General features: G+C 63.3%; 19 protein-coding genes and 1 tRNA gene. 11 read left to right on the plus strand and 9 right to left on the minus strand.

Features of this window, described 5'->3' with window-relative positions; all coding sequences use genetic code 11:
* Positions 1–143 precede the first annotated feature (143 nt).
* Positions 144–1,025 (minus strand): N-formylglutamate amidohydrolase, encoded by an 882-nt coding sequence (locus ASE71_RS03135; protein ID WP_060517614.1) that lies wholly within the window; start codon positions 1,023–1,025, stop codon positions 144–146.
* 200 nt (positions 1,026–1,225) lie between these two features.
* On the opposite strand from ASE71_RS03135, the gene cpdR1 reads away from it, so the two are divergent.
* From cpdR1 to ASE71_RS03150, 3 genes are all read left to right on the plus strand, one after another.
* Positions 1,226–1,591, plus strand: coding sequence for a response regulator CpdR1 (gene cpdR1, locus ASE71_RS03140; protein ID WP_034786813.1), 366 nt, complete (start codon positions 1,226–1,228; stop codon positions 1,589–1,591).
* 260 nt (positions 1,592–1,851) lie between these two features.
* Positions 1,852–1,926: transfer RNA gene (locus tag ASE71_RS03145), tRNA-Val, on the plus strand.
* A gap of 574 nt (positions 1,927–2,500) precedes the next feature.
* A complete protein-coding gene (locus tag ASE71_RS03150) occupies positions 2,501–3,193 on the plus strand; it encodes an alpha/beta fold hydrolase (RefSeq protein WP_060517612.1) in 693 nt (230 codons plus the stop codon).
* A 91-nt stretch (positions 3,194–3,284) separates the two neighbouring features.
* On the opposite strand, the gene ASE71_RS03155 is transcribed toward ASE71_RS03150, so the two are convergent.
* The 4 genes from ASE71_RS03155 to ASE71_RS03170 all read right to left on the minus strand — a co-directional run bounded on the left by ASE71_RS03155 (position 3,285) and on the right by ASE71_RS03170 (position 5,312).
* Positions 3,285–3,560 carry a hypothetical protein gene (locus ASE71_RS03155; RefSeq protein ID WP_060517610.1) on the minus strand — a complete coding sequence of 92 codons (276 nt, stop codon included), beginning with the start codon at positions 3,558–3,560 and terminating at the stop codon, positions 3,285–3,287.
* A 33-nt stretch (positions 3,561–3,593) separates the two neighbouring features.
* Entirely contained in the window at positions 3,594–3,785 is a 192-nt protein-coding gene (locus tag ASE71_RS03160; RefSeq protein WP_060517608.1) for a hypothetical protein, read from the minus strand.
* Positions 3,786–3,870: 85 nt separating this feature from the next.
* A complete protein-coding gene (gene dapA, locus ASE71_RS03165; RefSeq protein ID WP_060517606.1) occupies positions 3,871–4,809 on the minus strand; it encodes a 4-hydroxy-tetrahydrodipicolinate synthase in 939 nt (312 codons plus the stop codon).
* A gap of 11 nt (positions 4,810–4,820) precedes the next feature.
* Complete coding sequence (locus ASE71_RS03170) at positions 4,821–5,312, minus strand: hypothetical protein (protein ID WP_060517604.1); 492 nt, start codon at positions 5,310–5,312, stop codon at positions 4,821–4,823.
* A 300-nt stretch (positions 5,313–5,612) separates the two neighbouring features.
* Here ASE71_RS03170 and ilvD point away from each other — a divergent pair, with 300 nt between their 5' ends.
* Both ilvD and ASE71_RS03180 read left to right on the plus strand, forming a co-directional pair.
* Positions 5,613–7,451, plus strand: coding sequence for a dihydroxy-acid dehydratase (gene ilvD / locus ASE71_RS03175; RefSeq protein ID WP_034786822.1), 1,839 nt, complete (start codon positions 5,613–5,615; stop codon positions 7,449–7,451).
* A 160-nt stretch (positions 7,452–7,611) separates the two neighbouring features.
* Positions 7,612–8,040, plus strand: a complete 429-nt coding sequence (locus ASE71_RS03180; RefSeq protein WP_034786824.1) for a lipocalin-like domain-containing protein — start codon at positions 7,612–7,614, stop codon at positions 8,038–8,040.
* A gap of 18 nt (positions 8,041–8,058) precedes the next feature.
* Here the strand turns inward: ASE71_RS03180 and ASE71_RS03185 are convergent, their stop codons facing one another.
* Both ASE71_RS03185 and ASE71_RS03190 read right to left on the minus strand, forming a co-directional pair.
* Positions 8,059–8,463: a GFA family protein gene (locus ASE71_RS03185; RefSeq protein WP_034786825.1), complete on the minus strand. Its 405-nt coding sequence runs from the start codon at positions 8,461–8,463 to the stop codon at positions 8,059–8,061.
* A 141-nt stretch (positions 8,464–8,604) separates the two neighbouring features.
* Positions 8,605–9,012, minus strand: a complete 408-nt coding sequence (locus tag ASE71_RS03190) for a GFA family protein (RefSeq protein ID WP_060517602.1) — start codon at positions 9,010–9,012, stop codon at positions 8,605–8,607.
* Positions 9,013–9,107: 95 nt separating this feature from the next.
* On the opposite strand from ASE71_RS03190, the gene ASE71_RS03195 reads away from it, so the two are divergent.
* Positions 9,108–9,581, plus strand: coding sequence for a MarR family winged helix-turn-helix transcriptional regulator (locus tag ASE71_RS03195; RefSeq protein WP_034787245.1), 474 nt, complete (start codon positions 9,108–9,110; stop codon positions 9,579–9,581).
* An 11-nt stretch (positions 9,582–9,592) separates the two neighbouring features.
* On the opposite strand, the gene ASE71_RS03200 is transcribed toward ASE71_RS03195, so the two are convergent.
* A complete protein-coding gene (locus ASE71_RS03200; protein ID WP_060517600.1) occupies positions 9,593–10,039 on the minus strand; it encodes a MarR family winged helix-turn-helix transcriptional regulator in 447 nt (148 codons plus the stop codon).
* Positions 10,040–10,100: 61 nt separating this feature from the next.
* On the opposite strand from ASE71_RS03200, the gene ASE71_RS03205 reads away from it, so the two are divergent.
* The 4 genes from ASE71_RS03205 (at position 10,101) to ASE71_RS03220 (ending at position 14,572) form a co-directional block, all read left to right on the plus strand.
* The gene (locus ASE71_RS03205) at positions 10,101–10,829 is read left to right on the plus strand and encodes a DUF899 domain-containing protein (protein ID WP_060517598.1); all 729 of its coding nucleotides are present in this window, start codon (positions 10,101–10,103) and stop codon (positions 10,827–10,829) included.
* Between the two features lie 100 nt (positions 10,830–10,929).
* Complete coding sequence (locus ASE71_RS03210) at positions 10,930–11,406, plus strand: DUF1579 domain-containing protein (RefSeq protein ID WP_060517596.1); 477 nt, start codon at positions 10,930–10,932, stop codon at positions 11,404–11,406.
* 128 nt (positions 11,407–11,534) lie between these two features.
* Positions 11,535–12,302: a VOC family protein gene (locus ASE71_RS03215; RefSeq protein WP_034786835.1), complete on the plus strand. Its 768-nt coding sequence runs from the start codon at positions 11,535–11,537 to the stop codon at positions 12,300–12,302.
* Between the two features lie 452 nt (positions 12,303–12,754).
* Complete coding sequence (locus ASE71_RS03220) at positions 12,755–14,572, plus strand: GGDEF domain-containing protein (protein ID WP_060539209.1); 1,818 nt, start codon at positions 12,755–12,757, stop codon at positions 14,570–14,572.
* Here ASE71_RS03220 and ASE71_RS03225 read toward each other — a convergent pair.
* On the minus strand, positions 14,544–15,455 hold the full coding sequence (locus ASE71_RS03225; RefSeq protein WP_060517592.1) for a LysR family transcriptional regulator: 912 nt from the start codon (positions 15,453–15,455) through the stop codon (positions 14,544–14,546). The genes ASE71_RS03220 and ASE71_RS03225 overlap by 29 nt on opposite strands.
* Before the next feature lie 129 nt (positions 15,456–15,584).
* Between ASE71_RS03225 and ASE71_RS03230 the strand changes: the two genes are divergently transcribed.
* Positions 15,585–16,619: an aldo/keto reductase gene (locus ASE71_RS03230; RefSeq protein ID WP_034786838.1), complete on the plus strand. Its 1,035-nt coding sequence runs from the start codon at positions 15,585–15,587 to the stop codon at positions 16,617–16,619.
* The last annotated feature ends 144 nt before the right edge of the window (positions 16,620–16,763 follow it).

Genomic DNA, 16,763 nt, shown 5'->3' on the forward strand with positions numbered 1-16,763 from the left:
TCCTTGGGTGTTTCCTCCCTAGACTTGACCGCGCCGTTGGCGCGGTTTTTTTTGAACCTCCCCGACAGCAAAATACCAAGCGTCGCCAGTACTTTGCTGGACGCCATCCCGCTTTGCCGGTTGTTCCTGGTTTTTGGGAAAGGCTACTCGGCCGCCAGCGGCAGGTAAGCGCCGTAGTCCTCGACGTGGCGGGCAAGCGAGCCGATGAAGGTCGTGAGATCGGCAACCAGCGCACCGAAGCCAGGTTTGCGCACCAGCGTCGCCTCGTCGACATAGAGCGCCCGGTTGATCTCGATCTGCAGCGCATGCAGCCCGCGCGTCGGTCGGCCGTAATGCTCGGTGATGAAGCCGCCGGCATAGGGCTTGTTGCGCACGACGCTGTAGCCGAGCTGCTGCAGCAGATCAACCGCAGCGCGCGAAAGCTCACCGGCAGCACTGGTACCGTAACGGTCGCCGATGATGAAGTCGGGCCGCTGGGCGCTGCCCGGCAGATGCACATTGCCCGGCATCGAGTGGCAGTCGATCAGCACCGAGAGGCCGAACTGCACGTGTGTGCGCGCGATCAGCTTGCGCAAGGTGGCGTGATAGGGCTTGTAGATCGTCTCGATCCGCGTCAGCGCGTCCTCGACCGGGAACCGTCCACGATAGATTTCCATGTTCTCGGCCACCAGCCGCGGGATCGTTCCGAGCCCGCCTGCGACGCGCATCGAGCTGATGTTGGCATGCGGCGGTAGCGGCCCGTCGAACATGCGCGGATCGAGTTCGTATGGCTCGCGGTTGACGTCGAGGAAGGCGCGCGGGAAATGCGCAAGCAGCATCGGCGCGCCGAGGAACGTCGCGTTCTGGAACAGCTCATCGACATAGTGGTCTTCCGACCGGCGAATCGAAAGCGCGTCGAGCCTGGACTGGTCGAGAAAACTCTGGGGATAGGAGCGGCCGCTGTGCGGCGAATTGAACACAAAGGGAATGCGCTGGATTGGAGGTTCAAGGACCTCGAACAGTTCCCTCTCCGCAATTTCCCCCATCTGAACCCTTTTTTACCATATGCGGTACTTGCAATTGTCATCATGTTGCCAGTTGGCCCGCTCTGTGTCCATAGTGGCCAATCACAGCATCCCGGGGAATTGACGTCCCGCGTTCACGAGATATTTACCGCGTTGCGGTTTGGATAAAACGCCGCAATCTACGCGCAATGAACTGAATAAAGAGAAGCACGGCCCAATTCATGACTGCGAAAATCCTTCTTGCCGAAGACGACAACGACATGCGCCGGTTCCTGGTGAAGGCGCTGGAAAAGGCCGGCTACAAGGTCATGTCCTATGACAACGGCGCCAGCGCTTACGACCGGCTTCGCGAAGAACCGTTCTCGCTCCTTTTGACCGACATCGTCATGCCTGAGATGGACGGCATCGAACTGGCGCGGCGCGCGACGGAACTCGACCCGGACCTCAAGGTCATGTTCATCACCGGCTTTGCCGCCGTTGCGCTCAACCCCGACAGCAAGGCGCCGAAGGATGCCAAGGTGCTGTCCAAGCCCTTCCACCTGCGTGACCTCGTCGACGAGGTCAACAAGATGCTGGCTGCTGCCTGATCAAGGCAGTTTTCCACAGGCGCGACGTCCCGCGACTGTAAAGAATGCGACTTAGAACCGACCGCCGCGATCCACAGGGATCTCCGGCGGTCTTTTCGTTTCAATACCTTAGCGGAAACCCAGCAAATCCGGCGTCTTGCCGGTGTCTCATCGACGCCGCCCCCATGGGGAAAATCACCGCCTCTAAATTTCTGTCAAAAAACCTTCGAAAACCCTATTGACGCGACAACGGCTTTTGTGGTCTATGCGCCACATCGGATGGGCGTGTAGCTCAGCGGGAGAGCACTACGTTGACATCGTAGGGGTCACAAGTTCGATCCTTGTCACGCCCACCATTCGAATTCAAAGGCCTTTCGAGAAATCGAAAGGCCTTTTTCGTTTCCCTCGATTTCTTCCGGCCCTCAGCTTGCGAACGGCCGCTCGCCGCGGCGTTTATCAAAACCTCCGTACCAAGTTGCCCACAGCCGACGCTCAGACTTTGGTCCGACGGGGGCCGGCAAAGGTCCGGGGCGCATTGTCGAATCGGCTTCGCGGTGACTTGATGCCGATGCGCCCGGAAGCACAGCCCGCCTCCTGGGCGCAACCGGTCCCAGAGCGATGCCCCGTAGCCCCAATACGCCGCTCTGGGACCCCGTCTCCTCATCATCCTGTCGCCATCGGCCTGCTATCGCGGCCACCGCCTGCGGGGACGCGCCGGGTTGGTCTTCCGTCACGAAAATTTGTGGTTTGCGTCATGGAACGCACGCCTTCCCGCCCTAATTTACGTCTGCAATCTCAACGCCTTGCCACGCGCCAGGCGCAAAGCAAGGGAACCCACCAAAACCGACGACGGGCAGTATGCCTCGCCTCACCACGAGCGGGTGTGATGCCGAACCGAGCACCTCTCCATTCGAGCGAAAGGAACTGATCATGCCGGCAGTCAAGAACATCGTGCTTGTGCACGGCGCCTGGGGCGATGCCTCCCATTGGCGCCACGTCATTCCGCCGCTCCACGCCAAGGGCTACAGAATTGCCGCGGTTCAGAACCCGCTGACCTCGCTTGCCGACGACGTCGAGCGCACCCGCAAGCTGGCCGAATCGCTCGAGGGCCCGACCCTGCTCGTCGGCCACTCCTATGGTGGTGCTGTTATCAGCGGCGCCGGTCATGCGGCCAACGTCGTCGGGCTCGTCTATGTCGCGGCCTTCGCGCCGGATGAAGGCGACAGCCTCGGCAGCATCTTTGCAAGGCGCGAGCCGCCATCCGGCGCCGCCAGCATCCGTCCCGACAAGGACGGCTTCCTCTGGCTAGCGCAGGAAACGTTCCGTGAGAGTTTCGGCCAGGACCTGAGCGAGACCGAAGCACTGGTCATGGCGGTCGCACAGAAACCGATCGCCGGGCGTTGCTTCGAGGACAAGGCCGGGGCTCCCGCCTGGAAGACGCAGCCCAGTTGGTACCAGGTCTCGCGCCACGACCACATGATCCCGCCGGAAACCGAACAATGGATGGCCGAGCGTATCAAGGCGAAGAAGATCATCACGCTCGATGCCAGCCACGCCTCCCTTGCCTCGCACGCCAAGGAGATCGTGGCGCTGATCGACGAGGCGATCGCTTCGCTCGGCTGAGCGTCCGCCAGCGCAGCACCCCGACAAGAGAAAACCCCGCCAGCGCCGAGCTGGTGGGGTTTCTTCCTTACGCCTGCATCAGGATGCGGCGTCAGGCATAGGCGCCGCGCCGGCGCTGTCGCATGGCCCTCGACCGGCGCGAAAACGTATCAAGGTCGATGGCCGCCCCTTCCGGCGCGCGACACACCTCCTCCGGATGCCGGTCGCTCGCTTCGACGGCGAAATGGATTGCGGCGCTCTCATTGGTAAAGAGGCCGCCGACGAGACCCTTGCGGTCGGATACGACCCACCAGCCGTGCCGGTCGCGGCCGACGACGAAACGCGCGCGCGCCAGGAAACCACGACGGATCTGCTGAATACTGCCCATGATCGAACAATCCTTGTTGACGAAAGCGAAGCCTTAGCCGGCAATCCACGGAAGTGCGGCCTGGATGCCGTAGGCAAGGCCGAGGACGACGGCGAGCCTGATGCCGATGCCGAGAAAGGCATCGCGAACGGCGCTGTCCCTGGGCGGAATGCGCTCGGCGCGCTCGCTGCTTTCGATGCGCCGGCGCTCAGCGGCGCGCGCGGCAAGATGGGGGAAACGGGACATGGTCTTTCCTTTCGGGTGAGATGGATGCGGACGGCGGGAACCGCCGCGGCAATCGGGCACGACAGATCCGTGCGAGGACGAACCGTCAGCCAGCAAGCGCGATGCGCACCCCGCGGCCGATCTGGGTGGAGGCTGGAAGCTCGGTCAGCGGTTCGAGCGCCGCGCGGATCTCGGCCGCCGTCTCCGGCGCCACCTGCGTCAGCGGCAGACGCACCTCCGGGCTGAGCGCCCGCACCAGGTGCAATGCGTATTTCACCGGCCCCGGATTGGTCTCGCGCTCAAGCGCCGTGAGCAGCGGGCGGAGGCGCTCATGAAGGGCGAGCGCCGCTGCGACATTTCCGGTCGTGACAGCCTGGTGCATGGCGACCACCAGCCGCGGCACGACATTGGACGCCACCGAGATGGTGCCGTGACCGCCGCAGAGATTGAACGGCAGCGCCGTCTGGTCGTGACCCGAGAGCTGCATGAGCCTGGCCTTAAGGGCTGGCGACGAAGACTGGAAGCGACCGACGTCGCCGGTGGCATCCTTGATGCCGACGACATTTTGAAGCTCCGCCAGCCGCTCGATCGTCCGCGCGGCGAGATCGACCCCGGTGCGCGAGGGCACATTGTAGATGATGATGGGAAGATCCACCGCCCGGGCGACCGCCTCGAAGTGGCGATAGAGCCCCTCCTGCGAAGGCTTGCTGTAATAGGGTGCAACGACGAGCGCCGCGTCGGCGCCGAGCGTCCTGGCTTCCGCCGTCAGTTCGATCGTCGTCGCAGTACTGTTGGTGCCGGTTCCGGCGATAACCGGGATCTTGCGTTCCGCCACCTCGACGCAGCGTTCGATCACCATGGCCCGTTCCGCCCGCGACAGCGTCGGCGCCTCGCCGGTGGTGCCGCAGGCGACGATGCCGGAAATGCCGTGTCGGATCTGCCATTCCACGAGCGACATCAGGCCGACGACATCAACCTTGCCGTCCCGGAACGGCGTGACGAGCGCCGTGATCGCGCCTTCGAGGCGCAGCGAATGCATGTTCATGGAAATATCCTTCAGGTGGGAAGTTGGCAACGGCCGGCAGCAGCCGCAAGCTGATGGCCGCGGCAGGAGCGCAGGAAGGCGCCAAGGATCGCCGCGGCAAGGTCGGCATGCCGTGCCTTGAAGGTGATGCGGCCGGCTCCGGGTGGCTGATAGCGCAGCGCGCAGGTCCACAGCCCGAACTCGTGACTGAGCGTTCGAAGGCACAGTTTCGCTTCGGTCGCCGACGTCAGGTGAATGACGGCATCGACCAGTGCATCGGCGGCCATCAGTTCACGGTACCGACGCGACGGCCATTCTCCAGCCGCCAGATCCGGCAGGTCCGCGATCACCCGCACCGCCTCCCAGACATGGTGCTCGCGCAGGCGGCGAACGGCGGTGAGCCGCAGCATGAGCGCATCGAGCGCCTCCGGAGCCCTTTCGCCACCGGTGAGCTCAGGGCCCGCATCGACCTCGCGTAGAGCCCCGGGCAAATGACGGTGGATGTTGAAATCCTGGAGAGACATGGCACGCATCCCTATTCGATGCGGCAAGGCTAGACTCGTCAGGCGTCCAGTTTCGATTGCGACTTCAGGCGCTCGACATAAGATTTCCGTAAAGCGCTTCGGCGGGTGTTGTCCAAGGCGCCGGCCGCGGTCTAGATTTGATTTCCGAAGCGGCGAAAGCCTGGCGCGACAGCGCGCGCAGCGTCGAAATAATCTGACGCAAAAGATGACGCGCGCGCAATTTTGCGCTAGGTAGCCCCTTCGGTGGCGATCAGGGATCGCCATTCCCGAGCAATACCCTTGTCCGTGAAGGAACATGCCATGCCTGCCTATCGCTCACGTACCACCACCCACGGCCGCAACATGGCCGGTGCCCGCGGCCTCTGGCGCGCGACGGGCATGAAGGACAGCGATTTTGGCAAGCCGATTATTGCCGTGGTGAACTCGTTCACCCAGTTCGTGCCCGGCCACGTGCACCTTAAGGATCTTGGCCAGCTCGTCGCCCGCGAGATCGAGGCTGCCGGCGGCGTCGCCAAGGAATTCAATACCATCGCCGTCGACGACGGCATCGCCATGGGTCACGACGGCATGCTCTATTCGTTGCCGTCGCGCGAAATCATCGCCGATAGCGTCGAGTACATGGTCAACGCCCACTGCGCCGACGCCATGGTCTGCATCTCCAACTGCGACAAGATCACGCCCGGCATGCTGATGGCGGCGCTGCGTCTCAACATCCCCGCCGTCTTCGTTTCCGGCGGCCCGATGGAAGCCGGCAAGGTCGTGCTGCACGGCAAGACCCATGCGCTTGACCTGGTCGACGCCATGGTCGCCGCAGCCGACGACAACGTCTCGGACGAGGACGTCAAGGTCATCGAACGCTCGGCCTGCCCGACCTGCGGCTCTTGCTCCGGCATGTTCACCGCCAACTCGATGAACTGTCTGACCGAAGCGCTCGGCCTGTCGCTGCCCGGCAACGGCTCGACGCTCGCCACCCACGCCGACCGCAAGCGCCTCTTCGTCGAGGCCGGCCACCTGGTCGTCGATCTCGCCCGCCGCTATTACGAGCAGGAAGACGAGAACGTGCTGCCGCGCAAGGTCGCCTCGAAGAAGGCGTTTGAAAACGCCATGGCGCTCGATATCGCCATGGGCGGTTCGACCAACACCGTGCTGCACATTCTCGCCGCGGCCCACGAGGGCGAGGTCGATTTCACCATGGCGGATATCGACCGCCTGTCGCGCAAGGTTCCCTGCCTGTCGAAGGTCGCTCCGGCGAAAAGCGACGTGCACATGGAAGACGTGCACCGTGCCGGCGGCATCATGTCGATCCTCGGCGAACTCGAGAAGGGCGGCCTCATCAACCGCGATTGCCCGACGGTCCACAGCGCCACGCTCGGCGACGCCATCGACCGCTGGGACATCACCCGCACGACCAGCGAAACCGTTCGCAACTTCTTCCGCGCGGCACCGGGCGGCATCCCGACCCAGGTGGCCTTCAGCCAGGAAGCGCGCTGGGACGAGCTCGACACCGACCGCGAAAAGGGCGTAATCCGCTCGGTCGAACATCCCTTCTCCAAGGATGGCGGCCTCGCCGTCTTGAAGGGCAACATCGCGATCGACGGCTGCATCGTGAAGACCGCGGGCGTCGACGAGAGCATCCTGAAGTTCTCCGGCCCGGCCCGCGTCTTCGAAAGCCAGGATGCGTCGGTCAAGGCGATCCTCGGCAACGAGATCAAGGCCGGCGACGTCGTCGTCATCCGCTATGAAGGCCCCAAGGGCGGCCCAGGCATGCAGGAAATGCTCTATCCGACGAGCTACCTGAAATCGAAGGGCCTGGGCAAAGCCTGCGCGCTGATCACCGACGGCCGCTTCTCCGGCGGCACTTCGGGCCTGTCGATCGGCCACGTTTCGCCGGAAGCGGCCAATGGCGGCACGATCGGCCTGGTGCGCGAAGGTGACATGATCGACATCGACATCCCGAACCGCACGATCAGCCTGCGCGTCGACGAGGCGGAACTTAGCCGTCGCCGCACTGAGCAGGACGCCCAGGGCTGGAAGCCGACCGAACAGCGCAAGCGCAAGGTGACGACGGCGCTCAAGGCCTATGCCGCCTTTGCCACCTCCGCCGACCGCGGTGCTGTGCGCGACCTCGGCGAACACTGACCAGCTACGTTCTGGCAGCGCCCGAGCGGCGCAAGAAACAACGAAGGGCTCCTGCGCGTCGGGGGCCCTTTTCTTTGATCTCATCCTAGGGATCGGCCCGGCTTTGCCGGACAGGAAGCATCTGCTATTTTAGTTTACCCTAAAATCAAACAGGTGGGTCATGGCGGACGAGTCTGGATTGCTCGGCACCTGGAAGATGCTTTCCTGGACGCGCGAGGTCGTCGCCACTGGCGAGGTCACCGATGCCATGGGCCCTGATCCTATCGGCTATCTCTCGTACTTTCCCGATGGCCGGATGACCGCCGTTGTGGTGAAACGCGATCGACCGCAGCTCAAAGGACTCGTGCCGTCTCACGACGAAAAGGCGGCACTGTTTGATTCCATGCTCGCCTATTCCGGCTCCTATTCGCTCAAGGACGGCCGGATCATCCATCATGTCGAGGCAAGCTGGAACCCGGCCTGGGGCGTCTCCGACCTGATCCGCCCCTTTGTCCTGCAAGGGGATAAGCTGGTGATCTACGGCGCGCCGGGCGTGGACCCGGCAACCGGCGAGGAGGTCATCTATCACCTCGAATTTCGCAAGATGTAACCAGCTTCACTGTGGGCTCTAGAGGTGACGGGTCTCGGCTGGCGCGTGGAACCAGTTGTTGTTGCGCCCGTCCATGTACTGCACCGGTGCTTCGGCCAGCACCGCCGGATCGAGGTCGTCGAGGCAGGCGAGGTTGACGGAGTAATAGGCGCCGCCAATCTCCTCGATATAGCCGTGGCCGAAGGCGGCAACGCCGCAGGTCCTGCAGAAGCGGTGATGCACGCTGTCGCTGCCGAACTGGTAGTCGGCGATATTGGCTTCGTCGCACTGCAGCCGGAAAGCGTCGGGCTTCACGACCGCCCCCCAGTAGCGCCGCTTCCAGCAAATCGAGCAGTTGCATTTGCCGGTGCCGGCATCGAGGTCGATGTCGGCCTCATAGCGGATGTTTCCGCAATGGCAGCTTCCCTTATAGGTCAGTTTCATACCCGTCGCTCCTGCGTGGCGGGCCAGGCAGGCCCCCTATTGCCGCCCACCCGGCAGGCGATATGCTGCCAGGTGAAACTCATGCAGTCCATATGCCATATTGACAACATATTGTCAAATAGGAGCGAGATCTCGCACGCGTCAGAGATGACGGAATTCGGCAGGCGTTTCATCCCAGCGGTCGTTCCGGCCATCCAGATATTGCACCGGCACCTTTGCCAGTACCGTCGGATCGACATCGTCCAGCGTTGCGACATTGATGCTGCAATAGGCGCCGCCGAGTTCCTCGACATAACCATGGCTATAGGAGGCGATGCCGCAGGCAGGGCAGAAGCGGTGGTTGCCAACCTTGGCGCCAAACTGATAGAGCCCAACCTGATCTTCCGGTGACAGGAGGCGAAAATCCTCCGGCTGGACCTGTGCACCCCAGTAGCGGGACTTGCCACAGAACGAGCAATTGCATCGCGTCGTCCCCGCATCAAGATCGAAAGTCGCTTCGTATCTGACCTTGCCGCAATGGCAACCGCCGCTGTAAGTCCTTCTCGCCATGCTCTCATCTCCCTTGCTAAAATGACTTGCTGAAACGACCGCATCATGACAACATGATGTCATACAAACATTCACACGACGGTGGTGCTGTCAACATGAAAGATCCCGATCGGACACCCGCCGGAGACGCCTTTGCGGAGTTCGCCATATCGGTACTGCGGCTAGCCGGCCCGTTGACGCAGGCCGGCGACGCACTCGCCAAACCTTCCGGACAGACGAGCGCCCGCTGGCAGGTGCTGGCCGCGGCAAACCATGCGCCGATGTCGGTTGCCGATGCGGCACGCGCGCTCGGCCTTGCGCGCCAGGGGGTGCAGCGCATCGCCGATCTCTTGGAGGCCGAAGGGCTGATCGCCTACAGGGACAACCCGACCCACCAGAGGGCAAAGCTCATGGTTCTGACTGCGGCGGGAGAAACGGCACTGCACGACATCAAGGAGCGGCAGGCGGCCTGGGCGGACGGCCTGGGCGGCGCACTCGGCGAACGACGGCTGCGGCAGGCCTCTGCCTTGATCGCCGAGGTGATCGAGGTGCTCAAGGAGCGCCCCGCGCCAGAGCCGTCCGAGGACTGACCGGCCGCCCGTCAAGCCAGCCTTAAGAGATCGGCACGCAGGCGGTCCGAACCGCCGTCATCGAGCACCGGATCGAGCGCCTCATGCAGGTTCCGCCAGATCGGCACGGCGCGCGCCAGCAGCGCCTGCCCTTCGGTCGTCAGCCGCAATCGCCGCGACCGCCGGTCGTCGGCATCCGGGAAGCTTTCGACCAGGCCGCGCCGTTCCAGCGGCTTCAACGCCGCCGTCAAGGTCGTCCGGTCCATGGCGAGAAGCGACGCCACCGAGCCCATATTGGGCGGCGCCGGGCGGTTGAGCGACATCAGGAGAGAGAACTGTCCGTTGGTGATATCGAGCGGGCGCAGCGCCTCGTCGAACCGGCGGGCAATGGCGCGCGCGGCGCGTTGCACATGCAGGCAGAGGCAGGTGTCCTTCACATGCAGGGTAGTGTCGAACGAAACAAGCGGCATTTTTGACATGCCCGATTAATGTTGATATCAACGTAAATAGTCAAGTGCAACGTTGGAAGGAGGAACGGGCATGAGACAGGACCACGCAGTGGTATCGCCTGGAGAGTGGCTGAAAGCGCGCAAAGATCTGCTTGCGCTGGAAAAGGAACACACCCACGCACGCGACAAGGTCAATGCCGCCCGGCTGGCCTTGCCCTGGGTGAAGATGGAAAAGACCTACGTCTTCGATACGCGGGTGGGCCGCAAATCCCTGTCCGAGCTTTTCGACGGCCGCAGCCAGCTCATGGTCTACCATTTCATGTTCGGCCCCACCTGGGAGGCCGGTTGCCCCGGCTGCTCCTTCCTGGTCGATCATTTCGCCGGCATGCTGCCGCACCTCAACCATCACGACGTGACGCTGGTCGCCGCATCGAACGCGCCGCTCGCAAAGATCGAAACCTACAAGAAACGCATGGAGTGGGATTTCCCCTGGGTCTCGGCGGAAGGCAACGGCTTCAACCATGACTTCCACGTGGCCTTTTCGCCAGACGAGCTCGCAAGCGGCAAGGTCGGGTACAACTTCACCGACATAGAAAGCGCCAATGCGCATGAGGAACTGCCCGGTCTCAGCGCCTTCCAGAAGGGCGAGGACGGCACGATCTACCACACCTATTCGTCCTATGCCCGCGGGCTCGAGGAACTCGTGGGCACACTGATGCTGCTCGACCGCGCACCCAAGGGGCGCAACGAGGACGGGACCATGAGCTTCGTTCGCCGCCACGACGAATATGATCGGGAGCCCGGACGCAAGGCGGGCTGAATTCCGCACCCCAGCGGACGGAACTTTTCGCCCGCAAAATCGTTTTGAGAACGCTCGCGTGCCGGGCCGAACGTCTGCGCCCGGTCAAGAAGGAAATCCCGTGAGAGCAGAACCGGAAGAAGCGCACCGCTGGCTCGAGCAATTGCTGGGCGACTGGCACGTTCGCACGGCCGGCTCCGATGGCAAGCCCGATGGCAGCGGGCCCTGGACCGAGCATGTCCGGTCACTCGAAGGCCTCTGGATCGTCTGCGAGGGTCAGGGAACGATGCCGGGCGGCAGTTTCGGCCAGACGCTGATGACGCTCGGCTTCAATCCGCAGACAAAACGTTACGTCGGCACCTGGGTCGGCTCGATGATGAGCCACATGTGGATCTATGACGGAGAACTGGACGCGGACGGCACGTCCCTCTCCCTCCACTGCAAGGGACCGGATTTCGAGAACCCCGGCAGGACCATGCGCTACCGCGACGTCATCACGCTTGCCGGGCCATCCCGTCGGCTGCTGACGGCGCAGGCGCAGACAGCGGACGGAAACTGGAAAGACTTGATGACGGCGGAATACCTACGTCGGGATTGAAAGCCGCGCTGACGACGGCCTTGGCTGTTCGGCCACGCATCATGTCAGGCTGACCCGACGACAGTTCATTCGAACAGGCAAACAAGTGGCGCCAGATGCGCCGCGCCAGAGCAAACCGGAGGAAGGCAATGGCAGATCACGGCAAATTCGTTTGGTACGAACTGATGACCACCGACATGGCGGCCGCCGAGACGTTCTACAAGGACGTGGTCGGCTGGGCCGCCAGCGATGCCGGCATGGCCGGCATCAGCTACACGCTGTTCAACGTCGGCGAGATTCCGGTGGCGGGATTGATGACCATGCCGGAAGGCGCGCTCGAAATGAACGTGCCGCCCGCCTGGCTCGGCTATGTCGGCGTCGACGATGTCGATGTGAGCGCCGCCAGCATCGCCGCCAAGGGCGGCAAGGTGCACCGGGCGCCGGACGATATCCCGGGTATAGGGCGCTTCGCCGTCGTCACCGATCCGCACGGCGCGGTCTTCTCGATCTTCAAGGGTACGGGCGATCCGCCGCCGGTCACCGACCCGATGGCGCCCGGACTGATCGGCTGGCACGAGCTTGCCTCGGGCGACCTCGACACCGCCTTTCCCTTCTATTCCGAACTCTTCGGCTGGACGAAGGACCAGGGCATGGACATGGGCGAAATGGGCATCTACCAGATCTTCGCCCATGGCGGCGCCCCGATCGGCGGGATGATGACCAAGCCGAAGGAAGTGCCCGCGCCTTACTGGCTCTACTACATCAACGTACCGGCCATCGATGCCGCCATCGAACGCATCAAGGCTGGCGGCGGCAAGATCGTGCTGGAGCCGATGGAGGTCCCCGGAGGCGCCTGGATCGTTCAGGCGCTCGACCCGCAGGGCGCCCTCTTCGCACTGGTCGGGCCGAAGCGCTGAGACGACTGCTTGTCTCCTTAAATCGTCCTCTACGTAAGGGAACAGACTTGCAGAAAATCAAAGTGTTACAGCGACCTTAGCCCGTCTGATAAGACGCGCGGCGCTTTAGGCGGCAGCACAGATCACGTTGCCGTGAAGAGTTGCTGAAGTAAAATGACGACCAACCAAGTCCAGGCCCGCTTTCGGCAAGAAGGCGGGCAGGATTTATTGCGATCATGGACCGGAAAGCGAATACGGGGGCCGCAAAGCTGGGGTCTGCCGTGCGCCGGGCGCATCCCTCGGTTGCGGAATAGCCCCTAGTATTTCAGGGTATTTCAAGCTTATTTAACATCTTATACGATAGCAGGGGCGGCAAGCACACTGATTTCGGATGGGTTTCTTGTCGGGTGGCAAGAATTTGTCGCGATTGTCGAGCAGACGGGCGGCGACATGAGTGGAGCAACTTCGCGCAAATGAGCAATAAGGGCAGCACCTATGCGTCCCCTCAGATGGGCGTAGGGGAAGCGCGTACGGCCAAGGCCCTGCGACGCAAGCTCCAATGGCTGGTGGCGATCGTCGTTGCCTGCACGGGCATTCTTGCGACCGAAATCATCGCCGCATCCTATAGCGACTTTGTCGTCGCGCGCCGCAACCTGACGGAAGTCATGGCCTTTTGCCGCGTCCTCGACGCCGCAAACTACCTCTCGGCCGAACGTGGCCCGTCCAACGGTGTGCTCGGCCTTGGCGTAGCGCCCGGCTCGACTGTCCAGGCGCGGCTGGCGGAGTTTCGTGCCCGCAGCGACGCGGCATTGGCTCAGATCACCGCCGACATCGACAATGCCAGCCGCTCCGAACCGGCCGGCGCGCTTTCGCCCATCCTGGTCGAGGTCCATCGTCGGCTGATACTCGCGCGTGCGGAAGTCGATCGCATTGCGGCCCTTCCGCCGGAACGGCGGAACCTTGCCGAAATCGAAGCGACGATCGAGGCCATGTTCGGCGTGATCGATGCGCTTCGCCCCGCGATCGACTGGAACATTCAGCGCCTGACCAACACCGACCCGAACCTTGCGGGCATTGCCCTTGCAGCCCAGATGCTTGCCAATCTGCGTGAGGACGGAGGGCGCCTCGGCTCGCACGTCATGGCGCCCGTTGCCGTCGGCAAGCCGCTCGCGATCAAGAATCTGGCCGACAGCGAGCGCACGCGCGGCAGGCTGCAGGAGGTCTGGGCGATCGTCGGCAAGCCGGGCGCGCTTCCAGGCTTGGATCCGTCGAAGATCGGCGATCTCGCCAAGATCGACCGCGAGTTCTTTGCCGAAGGTTTTGCAATCATCGACAACATCGTCGCCGTCGGTAAACGCTCGGGCGACTACCCGATGACCGCCGAACAGCTCACCGACCTTTTCGTCCCGAAGATGAAACCGCTCGAAGATCTGCGTCGCGCCTTCATGGATTCGACCGTCGAGCGCCTGTCCGCCAACAAGACCCGCGCGTCGATCAAGCTCGCCGTGGCGAGCCTTGCGACCTTCTCGCTCTTCCTGATGTTGCTGATCTTGATGCGGCGCGCCCGATCGCTGGTGTTCGAACCGCTGCTTCTTGCGCGCCACAGCATCATCGAGCTTGCCAATGATCGCCCGATCGCGCGCCTTCAGGGCAAGGGCGGAGAAGGCGAAATGGGACGCCTGTTCGATGCGATCGATATTCTGCGCCACCGCCTCGACGAGCGCACGCTGCTGATGCAGCATCTCGAACGCCAGGCGGAAACCGACGAACTGACCGGCCTGCTCAACCGCCGCGCGCTGGAGCTGATCGGCGGCGCGGAAGACACGGACGGCAAGGATCAGGACGCCTGTCTGATCCTGATGGACATCGACCATTTCAAGCAGATCAACGATACCCACGGCCATCTGATCGGCGACATCGTGCTTCAGGAAACCGCCCGCATCATCCGCAATTCCGTGCGCAATTCCGATCTCGTCGCCCGCTTCGGCGGTGAGGAGTTTGCCGTGATCACGCCCGGCGACAGCATCGAGTCCGCCCTTGCCCTTGCCGAAAGGATCAGGGTCAACCTCGCGCACGAACCGATCGTCCTTGCCGACGGACGGAAGCTGAACGTCACCGCCAGCTTCGGCGTGGCCGAAGGCCGCAGCGCGAACGGTGGCTGGAAGCACCTGATCGAACTTGCCGATAACGAGCTCTATCGCGCCAAGTCCGAGGGCCGCAATCGCGTCTGCGGCCAGCCGGCCGAAGCGACGCACCAGCCGTTCAAGGCGATGAAATCCGCGCGCGCTTAGCCAGGAAATCAAGTACCACCCGCACGCGCGCCGGCAGGGCTCCACCCTGCCCGTGGAACACCGCATGGAATGCCTCGATGTCGCCCGGGTTCAAGTGCTCGGCGACCGCCGTCAGCCGGCCGCAACGGATATCCTCCTTGACCGTAAACGTGGGCAGTCGCGCCAGCCCGACACCGGCGAGCGTAAGCTGGCGCAAACCCTCGCCGTCGCTCACGCGGACCTGCTCCGTCGGCGCCAGCGTGAAAGGCTCCCCGTTCGACAGGAGCGGCCAGCCATCGATCGTACGCGCATAGCTATGGCTCAGCCTGTTCATCGCTTCGAGGTCGCCGACACTCTCGGGCATGCCGAACCGTTGAAGATAGGACGGCGCGCCCACGATCGTCATCGACGTGCTGCCGAGCTTGCGGGCGATCAGGCTCGAAGACTTCAGAGGACCGGCGCGCACGGCGATGTCGGCCCGCTCCGCCATCAGATCGACCACGGCGTCGGTCTGCAGGATATCGAGCGAGACCGATGGAAAGACCGAGAGAAACTCCGGCAGCACCGGCATCAGCACATGCACCGCATAGGAAGCGCTGACGTTTAGCCGCACGCGGCCCTCGGGCGTTTCGCCTGAACCCGCCTCGCGCTCCGCCTCGTCGATATCGGCAAGGATGCGCACCGCCCGCTCATAGAAGGCACAGCCTTCCGCCGTCAGCTGCAGCCGCCGCGTCGAGCGGTTGATGAGCCGGACGCCGAGCCTTTCCTCCAGCCTCTGCACGAGCTTGCTGACGGCCGAGGGTGTCATGCAGCAGACCTTTGCCGCGGCCGAAAAGCCGCCGAGCTCCACCGCCTTGGCGAAAACCGCCATCTCCCCCGAACGGTTGATAGACAAGCGCGACATGTGACTTCAACTCACAAATGATGTTCTTTCATCCGGTCTACATCGCAAATGGCCGCGATACCACCTTCTCCTGGTGGGCGAGCGTACTTCCGCTCTCGCAAAGACAAAACCAACGAGGAGTTTGACGACATGGAATACAGACGGCTTGGATCATCGGGACTGAAAGTGCCTGCCTTGAGCTTCGGCGCCGGTACCTTCGGCGGCAAGGGGCCGCTCTTCAGCGCCTGGGGCAACAGCGACGCCGCGGAAGCCCGGCGGCTGATCGACATCTCGCTCGAAGCCGGCGTCAATCTCTTCGATACCGCAGACGTTTACTCCGACGGTGCGTCCGAGAGCGTGCTCGGCGCGGCCATCAAGGGCCGGCGTGATGCCGTTCTTCTCTCCACCAAGATGGCATTGCCGATGGGCGACGGACCGAACGACGCCGGCACGTCGCGCACGCGTCTCGTCAAGGGCGTCGACGATGCCTTGAAGCGGCTCGGCACCGACTACATCGACCTTTTGCAACTGCACGCCTTCGACGCGGGAACGCCGGTCGAGGAGGTGCTTTCGACACTCGACAGTCTGGTTGCCGCCGGCAAGCTGCGCTACGTCGGTGCCTCGAACTTTGCCGGCTGGCAATTGATGAAATCGCTGGCTGTCTCGGAGAAGCACGGCCTCGTGCGCCACGTCGCCCACCAGGTCTACTATTCGCTGGTTGGACGCGACTACGAATGGGAACTGATGCCGCTTGGCGCCGACCAAGGCGTCGGCGCTCTGGTCTGGAGCCCGCTCGGCTGGGGGCGTCTCACCGGCAAGATCCGCCGCGGCAAGCCGTGGCCCGAAGGCAGCCGCCTGCACGACACTGCGGCCTTCGGCCCACCGGTCGATGATGAGAAGCTCTACGATGTCGTCGACGTGCTCGACCAGCTCGCGGAGGAAACCGGCAAGACGATCCCGCAGATCGCCATCAACTGGCTGCTGCAGCGCCCGACGGTCTCGAGCGTCATCATCGGCGCCCGCAACGAGGAGCAGCTTCGCCAGAACCTCGGCGCCGTCGGCTGGTCGTTGTCAGCGGACCAGATCGCCCGACTCGACGCGGCGAGCCGAACGACGCCGGCCTACCCCTACTTCCCCTACTACCGCCAGGAGGGTTTTGCCCGCATCAATCCGCCGATCGTCTGACCGAGGATGGCCAATGTTTCGCACGCCCGTCCGGGCGTGCGAATGCGTTGCGCCGCCCTGATTTTCTGCGGGCGCTTTCGCGCTTGCATTCTCGATTTGCATTGCACAAACTTCGTGGCGATGGGGGGCGTCAGACCCGCCACG

Source organism: Ensifer sp. Root954 (genome assembly GCF_001429005.1).
GTDB classification, from domain to species: Bacteria; Pseudomonadota; Alphaproteobacteria; order Rhizobiales; family Rhizobiaceae; genus Ensifer; species Ensifer adhaerens.